A 21,759-nucleotide genomic window follows, 5' to 3' on the forward strand; every position below is an offset into this window, starting at 1 on the left:
CCTCCGGCGGGAGTATTTTTGCCAAGATGAAAGGGCGTGCCCATGTCATTTCTGACCGGACTTCTGCGGTTGCGGCGGGGGCCGTGGGAGAACCTGTCGACGGTTCTGATCGCGCTGGGGGTGGTGATGCTGATGCAGCCGTTCTTTCTGTGGGCGTTTACCTACAGCTTTCTCGTGACTCTTGTCGGCACGGTGATGTTCATCATCACCAGCCATTTCCCGGAGTAGCGCGCTGTGGCTGAAATCGTGATCCGCAATCTGCGCAAGGAGTTCGGGGCATTTGCCGCCGTGCAGGGCTCGTCTTTCACCGTTGGGGACGGTGAGTTCTTCATGCTGCTCGGGCCGTCGGGCTGTGGCAAGACCACCACGCTGCGGATGATCGCCGGGCTGGAGCTGCCGACAAGTGGCCAGATCCTGATGGATGGCGAGGATGTGTCGCAGCGCCCGGCGTCACAGCGGGACATCGCCATGGTGTTCCAGATGTTTGCGCTGTACCCGCATATGAATGTGCGCCGCAACATCAGCTATCCGCTGGTGAGCCAGGGGGTGCCACGGGCGCAGGTGCAGGCCAAGGTGGCCGAGGTGGCGCGGATTCTGGGCATCACCGATATCCTCGACAAGCCGGTGGGCGGGTTGTCGGGCGGTGACCGGCAGCGGGTGGCGCTGGGGCGGGCCATCGTGCGCAACCCCAAGGCGTTCATGATGGATGAGCCGCTGGGGGCGTTGGATGCCGAGTTCCGCGAGCATATGGCGGAAGAGTTGCGGGCTTTGCATGACCGCATGGGGGCGACCACGGTCTATGTCACCCATGATCAGTTGGAGGCGATGCAGATGGGCGACAAGATCGTGGTGATGAATCACGGCGTTGTCGAGCAGTTCGGCACCCCGCAAGAGATTTACGACCATCCGGCCACGCTGTTTGTCGCCGATTTCATCGGCAGCCCGTCGATGAATCTCCTGCGGTTTCAGGGGGCGGTGCAGGCGGGCGATGCCTCGGTCCAGCTTGGCGGGGTGACCATTGCCACGCCCGAATTGCAGCAGGCCGCCAGCCCGCGCGATCTGGTGCTGGGGGTGCGGCCCGAGCATGTGGTGCTGAGCGACGCCGCCCCGTATCGCGGGCGGATTCTGGCCAGCGAGTATCTGGGCACCTCGCAGATCATCACGCTGGATTGTGCGCATGGCACGGTCAAGGCGCGCGCGCCGTCGGGTCAGGCGGTGCGCACGGGTGATACGGTGGGGCTGGATTTTCGCGCCAGCACGCTGGCGCTGTTTGATGCGGGCTCGGGTCAGGCGTTCCGCACGGCGGCCAATGCGGGGGTGCTGTATGGCTGAAGTCATCCTGTCCCATGTGTCCAAGGCCTTTGGCGCAACGCAGGCGTTGCGGGATGTCACGCTCACCATTCCCGATGGGGCGTTCGTGGTGCTGCTTGGCCCCACCGGCGCGGGCAAGACCACGACGCTGCGGCTGATCGCGGGGCTGGAGCGGCCTGACAGCGGTGACATCGTGATCGACGGCGAGTCCGTCCTCAACGACACCCCGGCGCAGCGCGATGTGGCGATGGTGTTCCAGCAATACTCGCTCTACCCGCATCTGTCGGTGCGCGACAATCTGGCCTTTCCGTTGCGCAGCCCGGTGATCAACATGCCCGAGCCTGAGATCACCAGACGGGTGCAGGCGGTGGCAGAGGCGCTGCGCATCGGCCACAAGCTGGACAACAAGGCCACCGCCCTGTCGGGGGGCGAGATGCAGCGGGTGTCGATTGGCCGCGCGCTGGTGCGCCAGCCGCGCATTTACCTGATGGACGAGCCGCTCAGCAGTCTGGATGCCAAACTCCGCGCCGATCTGCGGGTGGAGCTGAAACGCATCCATGCGGAACTGGGGGCGACGTTTCTCTATGTCACCCATGATCAGATCGAGGCGATGACCATGGCCACCCATGTCGGTGTGCTGGATCAGGGCCGGCTGGTGCAGTTCGGCACCCCGCGCCAGATCTACGAAGATCCGGTCAGCACCTATGTCGCCAGCCGTCTGGGTCAGCCCCGGATCACCCTGCTGCCCGCCGGCAGCTTTGGCCCCGGGGCTCCGGCGGGGGCGGTGCAGATGGGGCTGCGGCCCGAACATATCCTGATCGGCGAGGGCGAGCCTGCCACCGTGCGCCGGGTAGAGCGGCTGGGGGATCAGACCCGGTTGCATCTGGCCTTTGGCCCGCATGAGATCATCACCCTTGCCGATCCCCACACGCCGCTTGGCACCGGGGATACCATCGCCATCCGCCCGCAAAACCCGCTGTGGTTTGACGCGGGCGGTAACCGTCTCTGAGGAGCAGGCCCATGAAACAGTTCATGAATGTCAAGGAAAGCCTGATCACCGAGGCCATTGATGGCGTGGTGCGGGCCTCGGGCGGGGCTTTGGTGCGGCTGGATGGCTACCCGCATATCAAGGTGGTGCTGCGCAGCGACTGGGACCGCGCGAAGGTCGCGCTGGTCTCGGGTGGTGGCTCGGGGCACGAGCCGAGCCATGCCGGATTTGTGGGACAGGGCATGCTGACGGCGGCGGTGTGCGGCGATGTGTTTGCCAGCCCCTCGGTCGATGCCGTTCTGGCGGGGATTCTGGCGGTGACCGGCGCGGCGGGCTGTCTGTTGATCGTCAAGAACTACACCGGCGACCGGCTGAACTTTGGCCTTGCCGCCGAACGCGCCCGGGCGTTCGGGCTGAAAGTGGAAATGGTGATCGTTGATGACGATGTGGCGCTGCCTGATCTGCCGCAGGCGCGCGGGGTGGCAGGCACGTTATTCGTTCACAAGATCGCGGGAGCAATGGCCGAGGCCGGGGCCGACCTGGACACCATCGCCGCGGCGGCGCGGGTGGTGATCGGCGGGGCGGTTTCCATCGGCATGTCGCTGGACACCTGCACCGTGCCCGGCAGCCCGAAGGAAGACCGGATCGGCGCGGGCAAGGCCGAGCTTGGGCTGGGTATTCATGGCGAAGCCGGGACAGAGCAGGTGGCTTTTACCGGGGCAAAGTCGGCGATGGCCATGGTGGTTGACCGGCTGATGCCGCATCTGGGGCACGGCGATCATGTCGCGCTTCTGAACAATCTGGGCGGGACCACGCCGCTGGAAATGAGCGTGCTGGCCGAAGAACTGGGGCGGTCGGCTTTGGCCGACCGGGTGAAATGGATCATTGGCCCGGCCCCGCTGATGACCTCGCTCGACATGCACGGGTTTTCGGTGTCGCTGCTGCCGGTGACAGCGGAGCAGGAACAGGCGCTTGCCGCGCCGGTGGCCCCTGCCGCATGGCCGGGGCTGCACCGGCTTGGCCCGGTGGGCCTGCGGAACTTGCCCGACGGGCTGACCCCGATCCAGCCAGAGCCTTCGGCCCATCCGCAGCGTGCGGCCTTGATCGCGCGTTGCTGCGCCGCGCTGATCGCGGCCGAGGCGGATCTGAACGCGCTGGATGCCAAATCGGGCGATGGCGACACCGGATCGACCCTTGCGGGCGCGGCGCGGGCGCTCGCGGGCGCGTTGGACCGGATGCCGCTGGCCGACACCACCCAGCTGTTCCGCGCCATCGGCACCGAGCTGAGCCAGACCATGGGCGGCTCATCCGGCGTGCTGCTGGCAATCTTTTTCACCGCAGCGGGCGATGCGTCTGCGGGTGGCAGGAACTGGATCGGTGCCTTGGCCGCCGGGCTGGACCGGGTGCAGCAGGTCGGTGGCGCCCATCCGGGTGACCGTACGATGATCGACGCATTGGCACCGGCCCTGGCGGCGTTGCCCGAGGGCGTGTCGGCCGCCGCCACAGCGGCCCGGCAGGGCGCCGATGGCACCGCCACCATGACCCGCGCCAAAGCCGGGCGCTCCAGCTATCTGTCGGCTGACAAGCTGGCGGGATTTAACGATCCGGGCGCTGAAGCGGTGGCGCGTTTGCTGGAAAATCTGTCACGAATCGACTGACTGTGCCGGGCTTTCCGTTGAAAGTTTAAATGTGCAGCGATGATATATTGATTGTGTTGAGGAATTCGGTCTCTGTAGGCGCGAAGCCTGAACCGAGTATCCCCTATGATCCCCACAATTGCGCTGGAATCGCCGCTAGGCCCGGACCTTGCCCTGCTGATGCAGCGCCATACCACCGAAATGCACGCCGACACCCCGCCCGAGAGCATCCACATGATGGATGCCGCACAACTGGCAGGGCCCGGCATCTGGTTTTTCGTGATGCGCGAAGAGGGCGAGCCGATCGGCATGGGCGCGTTCAAACGGATTGACGCCACCCATGCCGAAATCAAGTCGATGCATGTGCTGGCCGAGGTGCGGGGCAGGGGCCTGTCGCGCCGGATGCTGGAACACCTCGTCGATGCCGCCCGCGCCGAGGGCTTTACCCGCCTGTCGCTGGAAACCGGGGTGCAGCCCACCTTTGTCGCCGCCCGGGCGCTATATTCAAATGCGGGCTTCACCGAATGTCCGCCGTTTGAAGGCTATACTGACGATCCCAATTCGGTTTTCATGACGCGCAGCCTTGTCTAACCCGCCCGCTTCGCGCAAAAAGGGCGCAACGGTCCCGTAGCTCAGCCGGATAGAGCAGCTGCCTTCTAAGCAGCGGGTCGGGGGTTCGAGTCCTCCCGGGATCGCCAAAACTGCCTTTTTGCCAGACCCACGACAGCCCAACCCCGCATCTGCCGCAGGGGGGAGCGTATGGGTCGCCTTCCCGTCAAACACCGATCACGCCAATTGCAAAACGACGAAACCGCCGATCTTGCGATCAGCGGTTTTCGTTGTGCATCAGTGATTTAATTGGTGGAGCCACGCGGGATCGAACCGCGGACCTCTTGAATGCCATTCAAGCGCTCTCCCATCTGAGCTATGACCCCACCGGGTATCGTCACGTTTCCGTTTCGATGGGCGGTATTTAGGCGAGGGCGTGGGGGGGTGCAAGTGGTTTTTTGCGTCCCGTCCCACGCCGATGCGAAATCTCAGGTCTCGTCGTCATCCCCGGCCACATCGGCCAGTTCGTCCAGCGAAACATTGTCATCTGCATCATCTTCCAGAAGATCATCATCCAGTTCCGCATCGTCGGTTGCGGTCTCCAGCAGATCGTCATCGGCTTCCAGATCATCGACCAGAACCTCTTCGTCCTTTTCAGGCACGACGCGGGCAATGACCGATGCCGCCATCTTGCGGCGGGCAGATTCGATATCCACGACCTCACCCGTGTAGGGGCTGACGATCGGGGAGCGGTTCAGGTCATAAAAGCGTTTCCCGGTGGTCGGGCAAATACGCTTTGTACCCCATTCTTCCTTGGGCATGGTGGTTCCCTTAAGGCTGTGGAATTGCAGTAACGGCGTCGCTTGCCACAAGGGCCCGCGTCTGTCAAAGGCTTTTGGCCAAAGGATGGCCAAGGTCAAAGGCTTTTGGCCGGAGTGGGCCAAGGACAAAGGCTTTTGGCCCCATTGCGGCCATTGTCAAGGTGGCTATTCTGTCCCGGCCTTGCAAGAGCGATACATGCACCAGCTTCCCGGTTCCCCTCCTGTCGAAATTACCCTGCGCCGGTCTGCCCGGACGCGGCGGTTTTCGCTGCGGGTGTCGCGGCTTGATGGCCGCGTCACCCTGTCGATGCCGCTGCGCGCCCGCGAGTCGGAAGCGTTGCGCTTTGCGGCCGAGCAAGAGGGCTGGATCCGCCAGACGCTGGCGCAGATGCCGGGGCGGCAGGTGGTGGGCTTGGGCGATCTGATCCCGGTCGAGGGCCAGATGCGGCAGCTGGTCGCGGGGGCGGGGCGCTCGGTCCGGCTGGAGGGTGATTCGCTGTTCATCCCGGGTGATCCGGCACAGGCCGGGGTGCGGGCCGGGGCCTTTCTCAAGGTGCTGGCGCGGGACCGGCTGGCCGCCGCCTGTGACCGTCATGCCGCCCGACTGGGTCGCCGCTACACCCGGCTGACGCTGCGCGACACCCGGTCCCGCTGGGGGTCGTGCGCGCATGACGGGGCGCTGATGTTTTCGTGGCGGTTGATCATGGCCCCGGCTCCGGTGCTGGATTACGTGGCGGCCCATGAGGTGGCGCATCTGGCGCAGATGAACCACTCGCCGGCGTTCTGGGCGGTGGTTGAGCAGCTGTTCCCCCGCTGGCAGGTGCAGCGCAGCTGGCTGCATGCCGAGGGGCAGGTGCTGCATGGCTACGTCTTTGGCCCGCAGAGCAACGCGATGGATTGACCCCGGCGCAAAAGCGGTGCTTGGCTTGTGATCATGCCCATCACACCCCGCCTGACCGATCCCAACGCCGCCGCCCATGAGCGCCTGTATCGCAGCCTGCGTCAGCAGGTGATGCATGGCGAGGTGCCGCCGGGCCAGCCGATGACCCTGCGCGGTCTTGCCAAAGACTATGGCGTGTCGATGACCCCCGCGCGTGAGGCGATCCGTCGTCTGGTGGCCGAGGGGGCGCTGACCATTTCCAGCTCGGGCCGCGTATCGACGCCCGAGCTGACGCCCGAACGGATCGAGGAACTGGCCGCGATCCGCGCCCTGCTGGAACCCGAGATGGCCGCCCGTGCCCTGCCGCGCGCCCATTTCGCGCTGATCGACCGTCTGGCCGCGATCAATGCCCTGAACGCCGAGGCGGTGCAGCGGCAGGATGCGGTGGCCTATGTGCGCACCAATCTGGAATTTCACCGCACGCTCTATCTGCGGGCGCAGGCCCCCGCGATGCTGGCGATCTGCGAGACGGTCTGGCTGCAACTGGGGCCGACGATGCGGGCGCTCTACTCGCGGTTGCGCCGGAAGGAGCCGCCGCAATACCACCGGCTGATCCTCGCTGCCTTGAAAGCAGGCGACGAGCCGGGGTTGCGGCTGGCGGTGCGGACAGATGTGACACAGGGGCTGCGCCATCTGGCGGGGTGACGACAAAACCAGTTGTGAAAACGCAAGGTTTTGGCGCTATTGTCGCCCGTATTGAAACAGTTGGCTCGCATGACCGCACATCACAACGCCTTCTTGCTGTCCGGCAGCCGGGTTGACCGTCGCACCACCAGCCTTGGCGTTTATGGCGCTGATGGCGGGCTGTTGCCCGATTGCGCGATCCGCACCGCCTCCTGGACGACCCTTTCGGCGGCGCAGGCCGGGGCGCCGTCTGACGCCCCGCTGATGTTCGGCCCGGCGCTGTTTGCGGGGTCGGTCGACAAGCAGTTCGGCTTTGTATTGCTCAACGCGCTTGGGCGGCTCTGGGCGTTGGAGGGGCTGCCGCCGGAGACTGTGATCACCTATGCCGCCAAACCGCTAGCCCGCGCACCCGGCTATGCCGTGGTGCCTGCGATCCTGCGCGGGCTGGGGCTGTCGAACCCGGTCATGATCACCGAAGGCGCGCTGCGGTTTGAAACCCTGCACACCGCCGAAGAGCGCTTTGGCGAATGCCGCGGCGGCACCGGCGAGCCTGCGTTTTACGACTGGATCGACCGCCGCTGGCCGCCCCTCGGCACGCCCGACCCGGATCGCAAGGTCTATGTCACCCGCAGCGGGCTTGGCCCGAAAGCGGGCCGCTATGCCTGTGAAGACCATCTTGAAACGCTGCTGGCGGCAGAGGGCTACCAGATCTATCGCCCCGAAGCGCATGATGTACAGCATCAGGTGCAGACCTTTCAGGCGGCGGGCAAGCTTATCTTTGCCGAAGGCTCGGCGCTGCACCTGTTCGCGCTGATCCGGCAGCCGGGGCAGGTGTCGGCGGTGATCCATCGGCGCGACGCATTGCCCGATGTGATGCTGGCGCAGATGGCCGACCGCCCCGGCACGCCCACCACCGCCCTGAATGCGGTGCAGACGCTGTGGTGGCCGCCGCAACGGGGTGAGCATCTGGGTCTGTCGGTGCTGGATTTCGACATGCTGCACGATGGTCTTGTGGCCCTCGGGCTGATCAGCGGCAGCGGCTGGCAGGCCCCGTCACCGGCAGCGGTGGATCGCTCTCTGGCAGCGGGTCTGGAGCCCGGAGAGCAGTTGATGGATACGGCCCAACGGGCCGGATGGTTGAAAACACAGCGCGAAGCGCGGCGAAAGGGATAGGGACATGTTCAAACAGGCCAATGGGGTGAAATACACCAGTTTCATGGCGGGGCTGCACCGCGAGGTGCTGTTTGACTGGTATATCGAAGTGGGGTGCCGCACCGGCCGCATATTCGCCAATGCGCGGGGCAAGACCATCGCGGTGGACCCGTTCTTTCGCGCCGAAGCCAATATTATCGGCTCGAAACCGGCGCTGCATGTGTTTCAGCAAACCAGCGATGATTTCTTCGCCGGTGAGTTTCTCAAGGCGATGAAGGTCAAGCTGTCGTTCAGCTTTCTCGACGGGATGCACCTGTTCGAATTTCTGCTGCGCGATTTCATCGCCACTGAAAAGGCCAGCGATTCCAAGGGGGTGATTGCCCTGCACGATTGCTGCCCGTTCAATCATGAGATGACCACCCGCGATCTGTCGGCGATCCCGAAACAGGCCTGGACCGGCGATGTGTGGAAGCTGATCCCGATCCTGATGGAATACCGCCCCGACCTGCGGATTACCGTGCTGGATGCCGCGCCGACCGGGGTGGTGCTGATCAGCGGGCTGGACCCGAAATCAAAGGTGCTGGACAAGAAATACGCTGAAATTACAGAACTTTACGCTGACATGACTTTGGAAGAGTTCGGGCTGGAGGCGTTTAACGCGCTGTTTGACTATGAGGATACTGCGGGTTTCATGGCGGCAGGCTATCCGCTGTTCTCTGGCGTGAAGCTGGCCGAAGAGGCTGCGTTGAAGCCCGAGAAAGTTACCCCCTGAGGCGCAGCCGGGGGGCTTGCAGCCCCCCGGACAAAAGCTCAGGCGTGGATTGCGCCATCGCCGCAGGCCAGTGCGGCCTCACGCACAGCCTCGCTATATGTTGGATGCGCGTGGCAGGTCAGCGCCAGATCTTGGGCGGAGGCCCCGAATTCCATCGCCACACAGACCTCATGGATCAGATCCCCGGCAGCGGGGCCGATGATGTGGCAGCCCAGAATCCGGTCGGTTTCCTTGTCGGCGATCAGTTTGACAAAGCCATCGGCCTGAAACACCGCCTTGGCACGGGCGTTGCCCATAAAGCTGAACTTGCCAACCTTGTAGGCGCGACCCTGTTCTTTCAGCTGCTCTTCCGTCGCCCCGACCGAGGCCACCTCCGGCGTGGTATATACCACACCGGGGATTACGTTGTAGTTAACGTGGCCATGTTTTCCGGCGAGTATTTCGGCCAGTGCCATGCCTTCATCTTCGGCCTTGTGGGCCAGCATCGGGCCGACGATCGCATCGCCGATGGCGTACAAGCCCTTGATATTGGTTGCAAAGTGATCGTCGGATTTGATCTGCCCGCGCGGCAGCATCTCTACCCCCAACGCCTCCAGCCCCAGACCGGTGACATAGGGCTTGCGGCCGGTGGCAACCAGAACGACATCTGCCGCAATCTCATGCGCGGAGTCGTCCTTGCGCAGCTTGTAGCTGACCTTGGCCCCGGTTTCGGCAAGTTCAGCGCCCTGAACGGCTGCGCCCAGAACGAACTTAATACCTTGTTTGGTCAGGATTTTCTGGAACGCTTTCGCCACTTCGGCATCCATGCCGGGGGTGATGGCGTCAAGGTATTCCACCACCGTCACCTGCGCGCCAAGCCGGGCGTAGACCGAGCCCATCTCCAGCCCGATCACACCGGCGCCGATCACCACCATGGATTTCGGTACCTCTGACAACTCCAGAGCGCCGGTCGAGGTCACGATGATCTTTTCATCAACGGTCACTCCGGGGAGCGACGACGGCTCGGAACCCGTTGCAATCACGATGTTTTTTGCGGTGTGAACGTCGTCGCCGACCTTGACCTGACCTGCCGCCGGGATGGTGGCCCAGCCTTTCAGCCAGGTGATCTTGTTCTTTTTGAACAGGAATTCGATGCCCTTGGTGTTGCCGTTGATGACATCATCCTTATAGGCCAGCATCTTGGCCCAATCGACGGTGGGGTTTGCCCCCATCAGGCCCATTTTTTCAAAGTTTTCATGGACTTCGTGCAGCTGATGCGTCGCGTTCAACAGCGCCTTGGACGGGATGCAGCCCACATTCAGGCAGGTGCCGCCCAGCGTGCCGCGCACTTCGACGCAGGCCACTTTCAGCCCCAGCTGTGCCGCACGGATCGCGCAGACATAGCCGCCGGGGCCTGCGCCAATGATGATCACGTCAAACTCTGCCACGGTCTTTCCTTTCGGCAATCACGGGTCTGGCCCGCGTATGGTTCATGTATGGCTGACGTATGGCGAAGCGCCTTACGTCAGTGCAGCCACAATCATCGTGATGGTGGCGGCAAAACCGATGCCCCAGACGACCGAACGCCAGGGGCGCAGGCCGAGGGCATAGGCGGGAATGTAGAGGACGCGGGCGGCCAGATAGACCCAGGCGGCGGTCTGGGTGACCGGGGTCGACTGCTGGCCGAGGGTGACGACTGTTACGGCGAGGGTGAACAGGATCAGGCCCTCGAAATGGTTGTTCAGGGCGCGTTGCAGACGCGCGGTGCGGATGGACAGCTGGCGCGACGGCGGTTTGTCGCGGGCCGAAGAGGTGTAGCCGGTGCCGAGTTCCATGTTCGCTGGGACCGCGAAGAGGAGGAACTGGATCGCCTGCAGCAGACCCGCGAGGGCGAGGGCGGTGAGTTCGGGGGTCATGGGGTGTCAACTCCGGCATGGGGGGGCGGGGTGAACCCCGCCCTACGCCCGTTTGAACCGTGGGGTAGGGCGGGGTTCACCCCGCCGCGCCTTTACAGATCCATCAGCAACCGGCGCGGGTCTTCCAGCGCCTCTTTGACGCGCACGAGGAAGGTCACGGCGCCTTTGCCATCGACAATCCGGTGATCGTAGGACAGCGCCAAGTACATCATCGGGCGGATGACGATCTGGCCGTTCACCACCACGGGGCGGTCCTGGATCTTGTGCATGCCGAGGATGCCCGATTGCGGCGGGTTCAGGATCGGCGACGACATCAGCGAGCCGTAGACGCCGCCGTTGGAGATGGTGAAGCTGCCGCCCTGCATGTCGGCCATGCTCAGCTTGCCATCACGGGCGCGGGCACCCAGTTGGGCGATGGTCTTTTCGATCTGGGCAAAGCCCATCTGGTCGGCGTCGCGCACGACAGGGACGACCAGACCGTTGGGGGTGCCGACAGCCACGCCCATGTGGACGTAGTGCTTGTAGATCACATCGCCGCCGTCGATTTCGGCGTTGACCTCGGGCACTTCCTTCAGCGCATGGGTGCAGGCTTTGACGAAGAACGACATGAAGCCCAGCTTGACGCCGTGTTTCTTTTCAAACGCGTCCTTGTATTCGTTGCGCAGGCCCATGATGCCCGACATGTCGACTTCGTTATAGGTGGTCAGCATGGCGGCGGTGTTCTGCGCGTCTTTCAACCGGCGGGCGATGGTGGCGCGCAGGCGGGTCATCTTGACCCGCTCTTCGCGGCTGGCATCATCGGTGCTGACCGGGCCGCGCGGGATGGCGGCGGGGGCCGGGGCGGGGGAGGCAGCCGGAGCCGGGGCTTTGGCCACGTCTTCCTTCATCACGCGGCCATCGCGGCCCGAGCCCTGCACCTGATCGCGGGTGAGGCCAGCTTCGGCCATGGCCTTCTTGGCGGATGGCGCGTCTTCGACATCCTTGCGTTCGGTCAGGGTTTCGGGGCCTGCGCCGGGGGAATTCACCGCCTCGGCGTCTTTGGCCTTGGGCTCGTCCTTGGGCTTGGCTTCGTCCTTGGGGGCGGCGGCGCCTTCGGTGATGATGCCAAGCCGGGCGTTGGCGGCGACGGTTTCACCCTCTGGCACCAGAATTTCGGCCAGCACACCGGAGGCGGGGGCCGGAACCTCGACCGACACCTTGTCGGTTTCAAGTTCGCACAGCATCTCGTCCTGTTTCACCACATCGCCGACCTTTTTGAACCAGGTCGAAACGGTGGCCTCAGAGACCGATTCACCAAGGGCGGGAACCATTACGTCAGTCATCTTTGTCTTCCTCCACGCCACTTCGGGCGTTTTTGACAGGGGCTGGCGGGGCCGGGCGGCGGCCCCGCGGCGGATGTCGTGATCAGAGTGTCAGGGCTTCGGATACCAGCGCATCTTGTTCCATCTTGTGCCGGCTGGCCAGACCCGTGGCGGGTGAGGCCGAGGCCGAGCGGCCAACATAGCGCGGGCGCGACTGGGTGGCGCCGATCTTGGTCAGCACCCATTCGATGTTGGGTTCGACAAAGGTCCAGTACCCCTGATTCTTCGGCTCTTCCTGACACCAGATGATTTCGGCGCCTTTGAACCGTTCCAGTTCCTTGGACATCGACTGAACCGGGAAGGGGTAGAACTGTTCCAGCCGCAAGAGATAGACATCATCGGCACCGCGCTTGTCGCGTTCGGCCAGCAGGTCGTAATAAACCTTGCCCGAGCACAGCACGACGCGTTTGATCTCGGCGTCGGGCTTCAGCGTGAGGTCTGAATGGCCCTTTTGCGCATCATCCCACAGCACGCGGTGGAAATACGAGCCGGTGGTGAAATCTGCGGCATCCGACACCGCCATCGGGTGACGCAGCAGCGATTTCGGCGTCATCAGGATCAGCGGTTTGCGGAAAGAGCGGTGAATCTGACGGCGCAGGATGTGGAAGTAGTTCGCCGGGGTCGAGACGTTGGCCACGATCCAGTTGTCATTTGCCGACATCTGCAGGAAGCGTTCGGGCCGGGCCGAGGAATGTTCCGGCCCCTGACCTTCATAGCCGTGCGGCAGCAGGCAGACGAGGCCCGACATGCGCAACCATTTGGATTCGCCCGAGTTGATGAACTGGTCGAACATGATCTGTGCGCCATTGGCGAAATCGCCGAACTGCGCTTCCCACAGGGTCAGGGCGTTGGGTTCGGACAGCGAATAGCCATATTCGAACCCAAGCACCGCATATTCCGACAGCATCGAGTCAATCACCTCATACCGCGACTGACCGGTGCGGATGTGGTTCAGCGGGTAGTAGCGTTCTTCCGTGCTTTGATCGACCAGACCGGAATGCCGGTGGCTGAAGGTGCCGCGCGTACAGTCCTGACCGGACAGGCGGACGGGCGTGCCTTCGGTGACAAGGCTGCCGAATGCGAGGGCCTCGGCGGTGGCCCAGTCAAAGCCTTTGCCTTCGGCGAACATCTTGGCCTTGTTGTCGAGCAGGCGGCCAACGGTCTTGTGCAGGTCAAAGGCTTCGGGCGGCGTGCTGAGGGCGACACCGATTTCGGCCATGGTTTCCGGTTTGATCGCGGTCTCGCCGGCCTGATATTCCTCGCGTTCACGCTCAAAGCCAGACCAGCGGCCATCGAGCCAGTCGGCCTTGTTCGGTTTGAAGCTTTTGCCCGAGTCGAATTCTTCGTTCAGGCGGGCCTGAAACGCGGCTTTCATATCCTCGATCTCGCCCTCGGGGATGAGGCCGTCCTTGACCAGACGTTCGGTGTAAAGCTGCAAGGTGGTCTTGTGCTTTTTGATCGCGGTATACATCGCCGGGTTGGTGAACATCGGCTCGTCGCCTTCGTTGTGACCAAAGCGGCGGTAGCAGAAGATGTCGAGCACGACATCCTTGTGGAACTTCTGGCGGAATTCGATCGCCACTTTCGCCGCATGCACCACGGCTTCGGGGTCGTCGCCGTTGACGTGGAAGATCGGCGCTTCGACCATCAGGGCGATGTCGGTCGGGTAGGGGCTGGAGCGCGAGAAGGCGGGCGCGGTGGTGAAACCGATCTGGTTGTTCACCACGATATGGATGGTGCCGCCGGTGCGGTGGCCTTTCAGCCCTGACAGGCCGAAGCATTCGGCCACAACGCCCTGACCAGCAAAGGCCGCGTCACCGTGCAGCAGGATCGGCAGCACCATGGTGCGGTCGGCGTCGTTCAGCTGGTCTTGCTTGGCGCGAACCTTGCCCAGCACGACCGGGTTCACCGCCTCAAGGTGCGAGGGGTTCGCGGTCAGCGACAGGTGGACCTTGTTGCCGTCAAACTCCCGGTCAGACGAGGCACCAAGGTGGTATTTCACATCGCCCGAGCCATCCACGTCTTCGGGCTTGTAGGAACCGCCCTGAAACTCGTGGAAAATCGCGCGGTAAGGCTTGCTCATCACATTGGCCAGAACCGACAGGCGGCCCCGGTGCGGCATGCCGATCACCACCTCTTTCAGGCCCAGCTGACCGCCGCGCTTGATGATCGCTTCCATCGCGGGGATCAGCGCTTCGCCGCCATCAAGGCCAAAGCGTTTGGTGCCCATGTATTTGACATGGAGGAATTTTTCAAAGCCTTCGGCTTCGACCAGCTTGTTCAGGATGGCGCGGCGGCCTTCGCGGGTGAACTGGATCTCTTTGCCGTAGCCTTCGATCCGCTCTTTCAGCCAGCTGGCCTGTTCCGGGTCGGAAATGTGCATGTATTGCAGCGCAAAGGTGCCGCAATAGGTGCGTTTGACGATATCCATGATCTGGCGCATCGACGCGACCTGCAGGCCCAGCACGTTGTCGATGAAAATCGGGCGGTCCATGTCGGCTTCGGTAAAGCCGTAAGAGCGCGGGTCGAGTTCCGGGTGCGGGGTCTGGTCGCGCATGTTCAAGGGATCGACATCGGCGATCAGATGGCCGCGGATCCGGTAGGCGCGGATGATCATCAGGGCGCGGATAGAGTCCAGCACGGCGCGCTGCACTTCGGTATCCGACAGCGACACGCCTTTTTCGGCGGCTTTGGCGGCGATCTTGGTGGCGGCGCCGCGGCCCTCTTTCGCGGGGGCAGCCACCGGCCATTCGCCGGTCAACGCGCCGGTCAGGTCATCCGATGGCATTGGCGGCCAGTCGGCGCGGGCCCAGCTTGGCCCGGCAGCGGCTGCCTGGGCATCGGATGAGCTTTCGCCAAGGTCGCGGAAAAACGCGGCCCATTGCGCATCGACCGACGCGGGATCAGCGGCATGGCGGGCCTGCAACTGGTCGATGTAATCGGCATTGGCCCCGTCAAGGAACGAGCCTGCGCGGAATTGGCTGTTGGGGGATTGCTCGGTCATGGAGTAACCTTATCTGGGTTGGGACCGTATCGGTTTTTTGAACCTGAGGGCAGGGCTGCGGACAGACCGCAGCCCCGGGTCTTTTACTTGCCAAGGGCTTTCATCACGGCTTCGCCCAGCGTGGCCGGGCTGTCGGCCACGATGATCCCGGCGCTGCGCATGGCTTCGATCTTGGATTCCGCGTCGCCCTTGCCACCGGCCACAATGGCACCGGCATGGCCCATGCGACGGCCCGGAGGGGCGGTGCGGCCGGCGATGAACCCAGCGGTCGGCTTCCAGCGGCCGCGCTTTTTCTCATCGGCCAGGAACTGCGCGGCCTCTTCTTCAGCCGAGCCGCCGATTTCGCCGATCATGATGATCGACTGGGTTTCCGGGTCGGCCAGGAACATTTCCAGCACGTCCAGATGCTCGGTCCCCTTGATCGGGTCGCCGCCGATGCCGACAGCGGTGGACTGGCCAAGGCCCAGATCGGTGGTCTGCTTAACCGCCTCATAGGTCAGCGTGCCGGAGCGTGAGACCACGCCGACAGAGCCGCGACGGTGGATATGGCCGGGCATGATGCCGATCTTGCAGGCGTCAGGCGTGATGACGCCGGGGCAGTTCGGCCCGATCAGGCGCGATTTCGACCCTTGCAGGGCGCGCTTCACACGCATCATGTCCAGCACCGGGATGCCTTCGGTGATGCAGACGATCAGCTCCATCTCGGCATCAATCGCCTCAAGGATCGAGTCGGCGGCAAAGGGTGGCGGCACGTAGATGACAGAGGCATTGGCTTGGGTCATGGCCTTTGCTTCATGCACCGAATTGTATACCGGCAGGTTAAGATGGCTTGAGCCACCTTTGCCGGGGGTGACGCCGCCGACCATTTTGGTGCCGTAAGCAATCGCCTGTTCGGAGTGGAATGTGCCCTGCGAGCCGGTAAAGCCCTGACAGATCACGCGGGTATTTTCGTTTACGAGAACGGCCATCGGGGCCTCCTGAAGAAAAAAGGGGTCTTTGCCGCAAGCGGCATGTGGGTGGTCCGCCGCTTGCGCGGGGGGTTATCTGTAATCGCCGATCCCGTGGTCGGGGCAGGAAATGGCGATTTCGCCCGTCGGAACCTTGCCTGACCGCGCCCAGTCGGACTGCTCCTGGCAGACCGGAACATGGTTGGTGTGGTTGTCCGGTGTGACAACCGCAGCGCCACAGGCAGCCAGCAGAGTCAGACCGGCAAGGCCGGAAACGAGCGATATGCGCATGAGATTTACCCTTTCACCGCTTTGACAATCTTTTCCGCCGCATCCGACAGGTTGTCGGCGGCAATCACGTTCAGGCCGGAGTTGCGGATGATGTCCTTGCCCAGCTCCACATTGGTGCCCTCAAGCCGGACCACCAGCGGCACCTTCAGGCCGACCTCTTTCACTGCAGCAATCACGCCTTCGGCGATGATATCACAGCGCATGATGCCGCCGAAGATGTTGACCAGAATGCCTTTGACGTTCGGGTCAGAGGTGATGATCTTGAACGCCTCGGTCACCTTTTCCTTGGTGGCGCCGCCGCCAACGTCGAGGAAGTTCGCAGGTTCCGCGCCATACAGCTTGATGATGTCCATCGTAGCCATCGCGAGGCCGGCGCCGTTGACCATGCAGCCGATTTCGCCATCCAGAGCGATGTAGTTCAGGTCGAACTTCGACGCGGCCAGTTCCTTCGGGTCTTCTTCCGACTCGTCGCGCAGGGCGGCGATATCGGGGTGGCGGTACATGGCGTTGCCGTCGAACGCCATCTTGGCATCCAACAGCTTCATGTTGCCGTCTTTCATGACGACCAGCGGGTTGATTTCCAGCATGTCCATGTCTTTGTCGACGAACAGCCGGTACAGGTTCTTGACGATCTGGCCGCACTGCTTGATCTGGTTGCCGGTCAGGCCCAGAGCAAATGCCACACGGCGGCCGTGGTAGTCGGAATAACCCGCTGCCGGATCGACGGTAAAGGACAGGATCTTTTCGGGCGTGTCATGCGCCACGTCTTCAATGCTCATCCCGCCTTCGGTCGAGCAGACGATGGAAATGCGGCTCGACTGGCGGTCGATCAGCAGGGCAAGATACAGCTCGCGCTCGATGTCGGAACCGTCTTCGATGTAGATGCGGTTGACCTGCTTGCCTTCTGGTCCGGTCTGCACGGTCACAAGGGTGCGGCCCAGCATCTGGCGGGCGAATTCGGCGGCTTCTTCCACCGAGCGGGCAAGGCGGACGCCGCCCTTTTCACCGGCCGCAGGCTCGATGAACGAGCCTTTGCCACGGCCACCGGCGTGGATCTGCGCCTTGACCACCCACAGCGGGCCATCCATTTCACCGGCAGCGGTTTTCGCCTCTTCGGCTTTCAGCACCACGCGCCCGTCTGAAACGGGAACCCCGTAGGCCCGCAAAAGTGCCTTGGCCTGATATTCGTGGATGTTCATATGCAGCGTCCTCTGGGTCGTGAATTTTGATGCGTCATGCCACGAATGCGGGCAGTAACCAAACAGGTTCGTGCGTGTTAGCGCAAAAGCAAGCTAAATTCCGCCATTTGTGATCACACGGTTAAAGGGTGTGATCACAGAATTCCGGGCTGTGATCACCTGTCTCTTCGCGCGGGTGCAAATAACGCTTGCGGCATGGTTTGCCGCTGATTCGGTGGTCTTTCAGGGTGCGGGTGTTGCGGCGATCAGAACCTGACCCCGCGGCAGCATGACCGGTTCGGCGGTGGCGTGCCAGCCGCTGCCGGTGCAGGCCTGCATCACATCGAACTGGCTGAAATGATAGGGTGGACGGTCTGGATGGGTGACCACGCCATCGGCCTGACGGCGCGACCCGGCAGCGGGGTCGGGCGACAGGAAGACCGAAAAGAGCAACCGGCGCAGCTGCGGCAGGCGGGGGCGGATCTGTATCAGCGCCGCCTTGAGCGTGGTGAGGGGCAGGTGGGTGAACACGCCAAAGACAATGGCGAAATCCATCGTGGGGGGCACGCCGGGGAGGGCGAAGGTGCTGTCTTCGATCAGGTGATGTTCGGGCAGGCGGTCGGGCTGGGCCAGTTCCACCGCGCGGCCCCGCAGCATCAGCGCGCGGCTGGCATCGGTGGCCCAGTAGTGGCCGGGATTGAGGAAGGGCACCGCCTTGCATCCCAGCCGCAGCGAACCTGCACCGATATCCAGCAGGCGGTGATCTGGCTGCATCCCGGCATCGCGCAGGATCTGCATCTGGATGCGTCCGGTCTCGTCCCAGCGCCCGCCGACGATGTCGCGGTGGCGGCCTTTGGCGAGGGCGGAGTCGTAGAAGCCGGGGACGAGGTAGGGGGAGACGGGATGAGCCATGGGGCTATTCCGCCGGAGGGCCGTCTTCCCGGCGGCCTGTGGCCTCCTGCACCAGCGCAAGGCAGAGCTCCGTCGCCTGTGCCATGTCCTGCACCGACACCCATTCCAGCGGGCCGTGAATGTTCTGCATACCGGTGAAAAGGTTGGGGCAGGGCACGCCCATTTCGGTCAGGCGCGAGCCATCGGTGCCGCCGCGAATGGGCACCGACACCGGCGTGACCCCGATCCGCGCGCAGGCGGCGCGGGCGAGGTCGACCGGCGTCATGTCGTTTTCCAGCCAGTAGCGCATGTTGCGGTATTGCGGCGTGATGGTGCAAGTAATCTCAGCCCGTGGCTCGGTGGCCTGCACCGCCTCGCACACGCGGCGCAGGATCTCGCCCTTTTGGGCCAGCCCGTCGCGTTCAAAGTCGCGCAGGATGAAGTGCAGCGTCATTTCGGACGCGCCGCCGGTCAAGTCGGTGGCGTGGATAAAGCCGTCGCGGCCAGCGGTGGTTTCGGGGGTCATGGTGGATTGCGGCAGGGCGGCGATGATCTTCGACGCCAAAGTGATCGCGTTGACCATGCGGCCCATGGCGGTGCCGGGGTGGATCGACACCCCCTTGACCGTGACGACCGCGCCGTCGGCGGAGAAGCTTTCGTATTCGACTTCCCCCACAGCACCCCCGTCGAAGGTATAGGCGAAGTCGGCCTTCAGGTCTGCAGGCAGCCGTTTGTCGACGCCGCGGCCGATTTCTTCGTCGGGGGTGAAGGCGATGCGGATGGGGCCGTGCGGGATGGACGGGTTTTCCAGCAGGTGGCGGGCGGCGGTCATGATGATGGCGACGCCCGCCTTGTCATCAGCGCCGAGCAGGGTGGTGCCAGAGGCGGTGATGATGGTGTGGCCCTGCTTGGTGGCGAGGTAGGGGTACTCGGACGGCGACAGGACCAGACCGGGCGCATCTGGAAAGGTGATGTCGCCGCCGTTGTAGCCGTGGATCACGCGGGGCTTCACGCCGGTGGCGTTGAACTGCGGGGCGGTGTCGACGTGGGCGAGAAAGCCGATGGTGGGGCCTTCGGCGGTCGCGGGGATCGTGGCGAGGACGGTGCCGTAGTCGGTCACCTGCACTTCGGCCGCGCCGATCTGGGTCAGCTCGTCGGCCAGGAGCCGCAGGATCTGCCACTGGATTTGCGTGGAGGGGCCAGTGGGGGAGGCGGCGTCACTCTGGCTGTCGAGGGCGGCGTAGCGGGTCAGGCGGGTTTCCAGCTCGGCGTCGAAAAGGGTCATCTTGGGCTTCCTTGGGGGTCTGCCAGAGTTGGCAAGACCTGCGGGGGGAAGTCAAGGGAGGGGGTGGGTGCCCCCTGTGTTACACGTTGCAAGATATCATGGAATCAATGGGTTAGGGGTGCAAAATTAAGGAATTGGTAAGGTTTTGCTGACGCCGCCCCACGGGCAGGATGCCTTAGGGCACAAGCGCTACCGGCGGGTCGCGGGGTGCAGCGCGGTTTCCAGAATGCCCTGCTGCGCGCCCAGAACCTGCGCGGTCCGGCCGACGATCAGCGGGTCGCAGGTGCCCACCACCTCCGTGTTCTTGCCCGGATAATCCACCGACGACAGGAAATGCCGCATGCAATTCAGCCTTGCGCGCTTTTTGTCATTGGATTTGACAATCACCCAAGGCGCATCGGCGGTGTCGGTGTAAAAGAACATCGCCTCTTTGGCCTCGGTATAATCATCCCAGCGGTCGAGCGAGGCCTTGTCGATCGGCGACAGCTTCCACATCTTGAGCGGATCGGTCTCACGCGCGGTGAACCGGGCGCGTTGCTCGGCCTGGGTGACGGAAAACCAGTATTTGAACAGCTTGATGCCGGACCGGACTAACATACGCTCCAGCTCCGGGGCTTGCCGCATGAATTCCAGATATTCTGACGGCGAGCAAAACCCCATCACCCGTTCGACCCCGGCCCGGTTATACCAGCTGCGGTCAAAGAACACGATTTCGCCAGAGGTCGGCAAATGCTGGATATAGCGTTGAAAGAACCACTGGCCCTTTTCGGTGTCGGACGGTTTGGTGAGGGCGACGACACGGGCATAGCGCGGATTGAGATGCTCCATGAAGCGCTTGATGGTGCCGCCTTTGCCTGCGGCATCGCGGCCTTCCATCAGGATCACAAACTTCTGGCCGGTCTCTTGCGCCCAGATCTGCAGCTTGAGGAGTTCGGCCTGCAGCTGGGCCTTTTCCGCCTCGTAATGCGCCCGGCCCAGCGGGCGGGCATAGGGATACTGCCCGGTTTCAAACGTCCGCCGGATCAGGTTTTCATCCACCGCCGGAAACCGGCGCGGGCCACTTGCGGCCTCGACGCTCGTGGCGTCAGCGGGCGCGGGGGGCGCGGGGAGCTCGGGGAGGGGCGGGGCCGAGAGGGCGGTATCCTGATGTTCCAAGCTGCTAACCTTCCCATGCGTGAGAGACGACTCGGCCTAGGAAAATAAGGCGTTTTGGCTGGGGTGGCGTTGATCTGAATCAAGGGGGAGGGGGGGAAGCTGTGTTGCATCAGCTTTAGTTGCGTTTCTCTTGCGCGGCCAGTTCATTTGCCTCCTTTAGCTTCGCATTCAACCAATCTCTGGCATATATTGCGATTTCAATTGCTTGCTTTTCTGGGTGTGTTTTGGGATTGGGGATGGACCAAACACCGCTTCTAGTTTTCACATCTGTGAGAACCAAATAGTGTTTCTGTTCTCGAATAGAACTCTTTGGAATTGTTCCTCCCGCGTAGAATCCATCTCTTGTATTTATGACTCCACTAGGTAGGTTGCGTGCTACTCCGCCACGCCCTACTACACTAACGCCGCGTATCGTCACTGATGCATTTCCAGAAATGGAAAAAATGTCATCTAATTTTACAGATCTGGGGCTTGCCTCTCGCTTTCCTTCAAAGACGTGATTCGCATGATCGCGTGATTGAAATGCGTAATGAAGCAAGATATCGTCTCTTTGTTGATGCAGAAGGCTGTCGGACCAACCCTTGGATGTTCCTTGATCTGTTGCGCGTCGAAGAGCGGAAACTGCCTTTACATAATGCTCAAGAATACCCGACCACGCGCGCCATAGCTTGCGTGTTTCCTTTGTTGTTACAAGTTCCACAACTAAATCCGCAACATACTCGACTTCGAGTTCGGCGTTGCTTAAAATATCTTCGTATCCTTGCCTCATATTTTGCTACCTTTTGATATACCCAACAAGTTCATGGTGGCCTATCGATGTTGGAAACCATCCTGCTCGCAAGACCTTAAAACTGCTAAACTACTAAGCTAATTTAAAATAAAAGCAATAACGCATGCGCTAGTGACAACACAGGGCCGCGCCCGACCTCGGGATGGCGCGCCGACGCTGGTTCTAGGC

At 62.8% G+C, this 21,759-nt stretch carries 21 protein-coding genes and 2 tRNA genes; 10 read left to right on the forward strand and 13 right to left on the reverse strand.

Annotation, left to right across the window (positions count from 1 at the left end):
* The first annotated feature begins 42 nt into the window (after nt 1-42).
* From J2X53_RS02720 to J2X53_RS02745, 6 genes are all read left to right on the forward strand, one after another.
* Entirely contained in the window at nt 43-228 is a 186-nt protein-coding gene (locus J2X53_RS02720; protein ID WP_349035931.1) for a hypothetical protein, read from the forward strand.
* A 6-nt stretch (nt 229-234) separates the two neighbouring features.
* Nucleotides 235-1,332 carry an ABC transporter ATP-binding protein gene (locus J2X53_RS02725; RefSeq protein WP_349035932.1) on the forward strand — a complete coding sequence of 366 codons (1,098 nt, stop codon included), beginning with the start codon at nt 235-237 and terminating at the stop codon, nt 1,330-1,332.
* On the forward strand, nt 1,325-2,320 hold the full coding sequence (locus J2X53_RS02730) for an ABC transporter ATP-binding protein (RefSeq protein ID WP_349035933.1): 996 nt from the start codon (nt 1,325-1,327) through the stop codon (nt 2,318-2,320). The genes J2X53_RS02725 and J2X53_RS02730 overlap by 8 nt, the downstream gene beginning before the upstream one ends.
* A gap of 11 nt (nt 2,321-2,331) precedes the next feature.
* Entirely contained in the window at nt 2,332-3,957 is a 1,626-nt protein-coding gene (locus J2X53_RS02735; protein WP_349035934.1) for a dihydroxyacetone kinase subunit DhaK, read from the forward strand.
* Nucleotides 3,958-4,116: 159 nt separating this feature from the next.
* Nucleotides 4,117-4,527: a GNAT family N-acetyltransferase gene (locus tag J2X53_RS02740; RefSeq protein ID WP_349036290.1), complete on the forward strand. Its 411-nt coding sequence runs from the start codon at nt 4,117-4,119 to the stop codon at nt 4,525-4,527.
* A 30-nt stretch (nt 4,528-4,557) separates the two neighbouring features.
* Nucleotides 4,558-4,634, forward strand: a tRNA-Arg gene (locus J2X53_RS02745).
* A gap of 161 nt (nt 4,635-4,795) precedes the next feature.
* On the opposite strand, the gene J2X53_RS02750 is transcribed toward J2X53_RS02745, so the two are convergent.
* Nucleotides 4,796-4,871: transfer RNA gene (locus tag J2X53_RS02750), tRNA-Ala, on the reverse strand.
* A 102-nt stretch (nt 4,872-4,973) separates the two neighbouring features.
* Nucleotides 4,974-5,306: a TIGR02300 family protein gene (locus J2X53_RS02755; protein ID WP_118156010.1), complete on the reverse strand. Its 333-nt coding sequence runs from the start codon at nt 5,304-5,306 to the stop codon at nt 4,974-4,976.
* Nucleotides 5,307-5,502: 196 nt separating this feature from the next.
* On the opposite strand from J2X53_RS02755, the gene J2X53_RS02760 reads away from it, so the two are divergent.
* From J2X53_RS02760 to J2X53_RS02775, 4 genes are all read left to right on the forward strand, one after another.
* A complete protein-coding gene (locus J2X53_RS02760) occupies nt 5,503-6,207 on the forward strand; it encodes a SprT family zinc-dependent metalloprotease (RefSeq protein ID WP_349035935.1) in 705 nt (234 codons plus the stop codon).
* 33 nt (nt 6,208-6,240) lie between these two features.
* Entirely contained in the window at nt 6,241-6,891 is a 651-nt protein-coding gene (locus J2X53_RS02765; protein WP_118156012.1) for a GntR family transcriptional regulator, read from the forward strand.
* A gap of 69 nt (nt 6,892-6,960) precedes the next feature.
* Nucleotides 6,961-8,043, forward strand: a complete 1,083-nt coding sequence (locus J2X53_RS02770) for a glycosyltransferase family 61 protein (protein WP_349035936.1) — start codon at nt 6,961-6,963, stop codon at nt 8,041-8,043.
* A 4-nt stretch (nt 8,044-8,047) separates the two neighbouring features.
* Nucleotides 8,048-8,794 (forward strand): class I SAM-dependent methyltransferase, encoded by a 747-nt coding sequence (locus J2X53_RS02775; protein WP_349035937.1) that lies wholly within the window; start codon nt 8,048-8,050, stop codon nt 8,792-8,794.
* A gap of 38 nt (nt 8,795-8,832) precedes the next feature.
* Here J2X53_RS02775 and lpdA read toward each other — a convergent pair whose 3' ends face one another.
* The 11 genes from lpdA to J2X53_RS02830 all read right to left on the reverse strand — a co-directional run bounded on the left by lpdA (nt 8,833) and on the right by J2X53_RS02830 (nt 21,570).
* Entirely contained in the window at nt 8,833-10,221 is a 1,389-nt protein-coding gene (gene lpdA, locus J2X53_RS02780; protein WP_349035938.1) for a dihydrolipoyl dehydrogenase, read from the reverse strand.
* A 72-nt stretch (nt 10,222-10,293) separates the two neighbouring features.
* Nucleotides 10,294-10,689 carry an MAPEG family protein gene (locus tag J2X53_RS02785; RefSeq protein WP_349035939.1) on the reverse strand — a complete coding sequence of 132 codons (396 nt, stop codon included), beginning with the start codon at nt 10,687-10,689 and terminating at the stop codon, nt 10,294-10,296.
* Nucleotides 10,690-10,781: 92 nt separating this feature from the next.
* Entirely contained in the window at nt 10,782-12,011 is a 1,230-nt protein-coding gene (gene odhB, locus J2X53_RS02790; RefSeq protein WP_349035940.1) for a 2-oxoglutarate dehydrogenase complex dihydrolipoyllysine-residue succinyltransferase, read from the reverse strand.
* Nucleotides 12,012-12,093: 82 nt separating this feature from the next.
* Entirely contained in the window at nt 12,094-15,054 is a 2,961-nt protein-coding gene (locus J2X53_RS02795) for a 2-oxoglutarate dehydrogenase E1 component (RefSeq protein WP_349035941.1), read from the reverse strand.
* A gap of 83 nt (nt 15,055-15,137) precedes the next feature.
* The gene (gene sucD, locus J2X53_RS02800; protein WP_349035942.1) at nt 15,138-16,022 is read right to left on the reverse strand and encodes a succinate--CoA ligase subunit alpha; all 885 of its coding nucleotides are present in this window, start codon (nt 16,020-16,022) and stop codon (nt 15,138-15,140) included.
* Nucleotides 16,023-16,094: 72 nt separating this feature from the next.
* Entirely contained in the window at nt 16,095-16,292 is a 198-nt protein-coding gene (locus J2X53_RS02805; protein WP_349035943.1) for a hypothetical protein, read from the reverse strand.
* A gap of 5 nt (nt 16,293-16,297) precedes the next feature.
* Nucleotides 16,298-17,491, reverse strand: coding sequence for an ADP-forming succinate--CoA ligase subunit beta (sucC, locus tag J2X53_RS02810; protein ID WP_349035944.1), 1,194 nt, complete (start codon nt 17,489-17,491; stop codon nt 16,298-16,300).
* 222 nt (nt 17,492-17,713) lie between these two features.
* Nucleotides 17,714-18,382: a class I SAM-dependent methyltransferase gene (locus tag J2X53_RS02815; RefSeq protein WP_349035945.1), complete on the reverse strand. Its 669-nt coding sequence runs from the start codon at nt 18,380-18,382 to the stop codon at nt 17,714-17,716.
* 4 nt (nt 18,383-18,386) lie between these two features.
* On the reverse strand, nt 18,387-19,646 hold the full coding sequence (pepT, locus tag J2X53_RS02820) for a peptidase T (RefSeq protein ID WP_349035946.1): 1,260 nt from the start codon (nt 19,644-19,646) through the stop codon (nt 18,387-18,389).
* Between the two features lie 189 nt (nt 19,647-19,835).
* Entirely contained in the window at nt 19,836-20,801 is a 966-nt protein-coding gene (gene ppk2 / locus J2X53_RS02825) for a polyphosphate kinase 2 (protein WP_349035947.1), read from the reverse strand.
* Between the two features lie 115 nt (nt 20,802-20,916).
* Nucleotides 20,917-21,570: a hypothetical protein gene (locus J2X53_RS02830; protein WP_349035948.1), complete on the reverse strand. Its 654-nt coding sequence runs from the start codon at nt 21,568-21,570 to the stop codon at nt 20,917-20,919.
* Nucleotides 21,571-21,759: the final 189 nt, after the last annotated feature.

It is taken from the genome of Pseudotabrizicola sp. 4114 (genome assembly GCF_031457365.1).
In the GTDB taxonomy this organism is placed as follows: domain Bacteria; phylum Pseudomonadota; class Alphaproteobacteria; order Rhodobacterales; family Rhodobacteraceae; genus Pseudotabrizicola.

Coding starts and splice junctions, on each gene's coding strand:
- J2X53_RS02720 (WP_349035931.1), top strand. CDS start 43: ATGTCATTTCTGACCGGACTTCTGCGGTTGCGGCGGGGGCCGTGGGAG.
- J2X53_RS02730 (WP_349035933.1), top strand. CDS start 1,325: ATGGCTGAAGTCATCCTGTCCCATGTGTCCAAGGCCTTTGGCGCAACG.
- J2X53_RS02735 (WP_349035934.1), top strand. CDS start 2,332: ATGAAACAGTTCATGAATGTCAAGGAAAGCCTGATCACCGAGGCCATT.
- J2X53_RS02740 (WP_349036290.1), top strand. CDS start 4,117: ATGCAGCGCCATACCACCGAAATGCACGCCGACACCCCGCCCGAGAGC.
- J2X53_RS02755 (WP_118156010.1), bottom strand. CDS start 5,306: ATGCCCAAGGAAGAATGGGGTACAAAGCGTATTTGCCCGACCACCGGG.
- J2X53_RS02760 (WP_349035935.1), top strand. CDS start 5,503: ATGCACCAGCTTCCCGGTTCCCCTCCTGTCGAAATTACCCTGCGCCGG.
- J2X53_RS02765 (WP_118156012.1), top strand. CDS start 6,241: ATGCCCATCACACCCCGCCTGACCGATCCCAACGCCGCCGCCCATGAG.
- J2X53_RS02770 (WP_349035936.1), top strand. CDS start 6,961: ATGACCGCACATCACAACGCCTTCTTGCTGTCCGGCAGCCGGGTTGAC.
- J2X53_RS02775 (WP_349035937.1), top strand. CDS start 8,048: ATGTTCAAACAGGCCAATGGGGTGAAATACACCAGTTTCATGGCGGGG.
- J2X53_RS02785 (WP_349035939.1), bottom strand. CDS start 10,689: ATGACCCCCGAACTCACCGCCCTCGCCCTCGCGGGTCTGCTGCAGGCG.
- odhB (WP_349035940.1), bottom strand. CDS start 12,011: ATGACTGACGTAATGGTTCCCGCCCTTGGTGAATCGGTCTCTGAGGCC.
- J2X53_RS02795 (WP_349035941.1), bottom strand. CDS start 15,054: ATGACCGAGCAATCCCCCAACAGCCAATTCCGCGCAGGCTCGTTCCTT.
- sucD (WP_349035942.1), bottom strand. CDS start 16,022: ATGGCCGTTCTCGTAAACGAAAATACCCGCGTGATCTGTCAGGGCTTT.
- J2X53_RS02805 (WP_349035943.1), bottom strand. CDS start 16,292: ATGCGCATATCGCTCGTTTCCGGCCTTGCCGGTCTGACTCTGCTGGCT.
- sucC (WP_349035944.1), bottom strand. CDS start 17,491: ATGAACATCCACGAATATCAGGCCAAGGCACTTTTGCGGGCCTACGGG.
- J2X53_RS02815 (WP_349035945.1), bottom strand. CDS start 18,382: ATGGCTCATCCCGTCTCCCCCTACCTCGTCCCCGGCTTCTACGACTCC.
- pepT (WP_349035946.1), bottom strand. CDS start 19,646: ATGACCCTTTTCGACGCCGAGCTGGAAACCCGCCTGACCCGCTACGCC.
- J2X53_RS02830 (WP_349035948.1), bottom strand. CDS start 21,570: ATGAGGCAAGGATACGAAGATATTTTAAGCAACGCCGAACTCGAAGTC.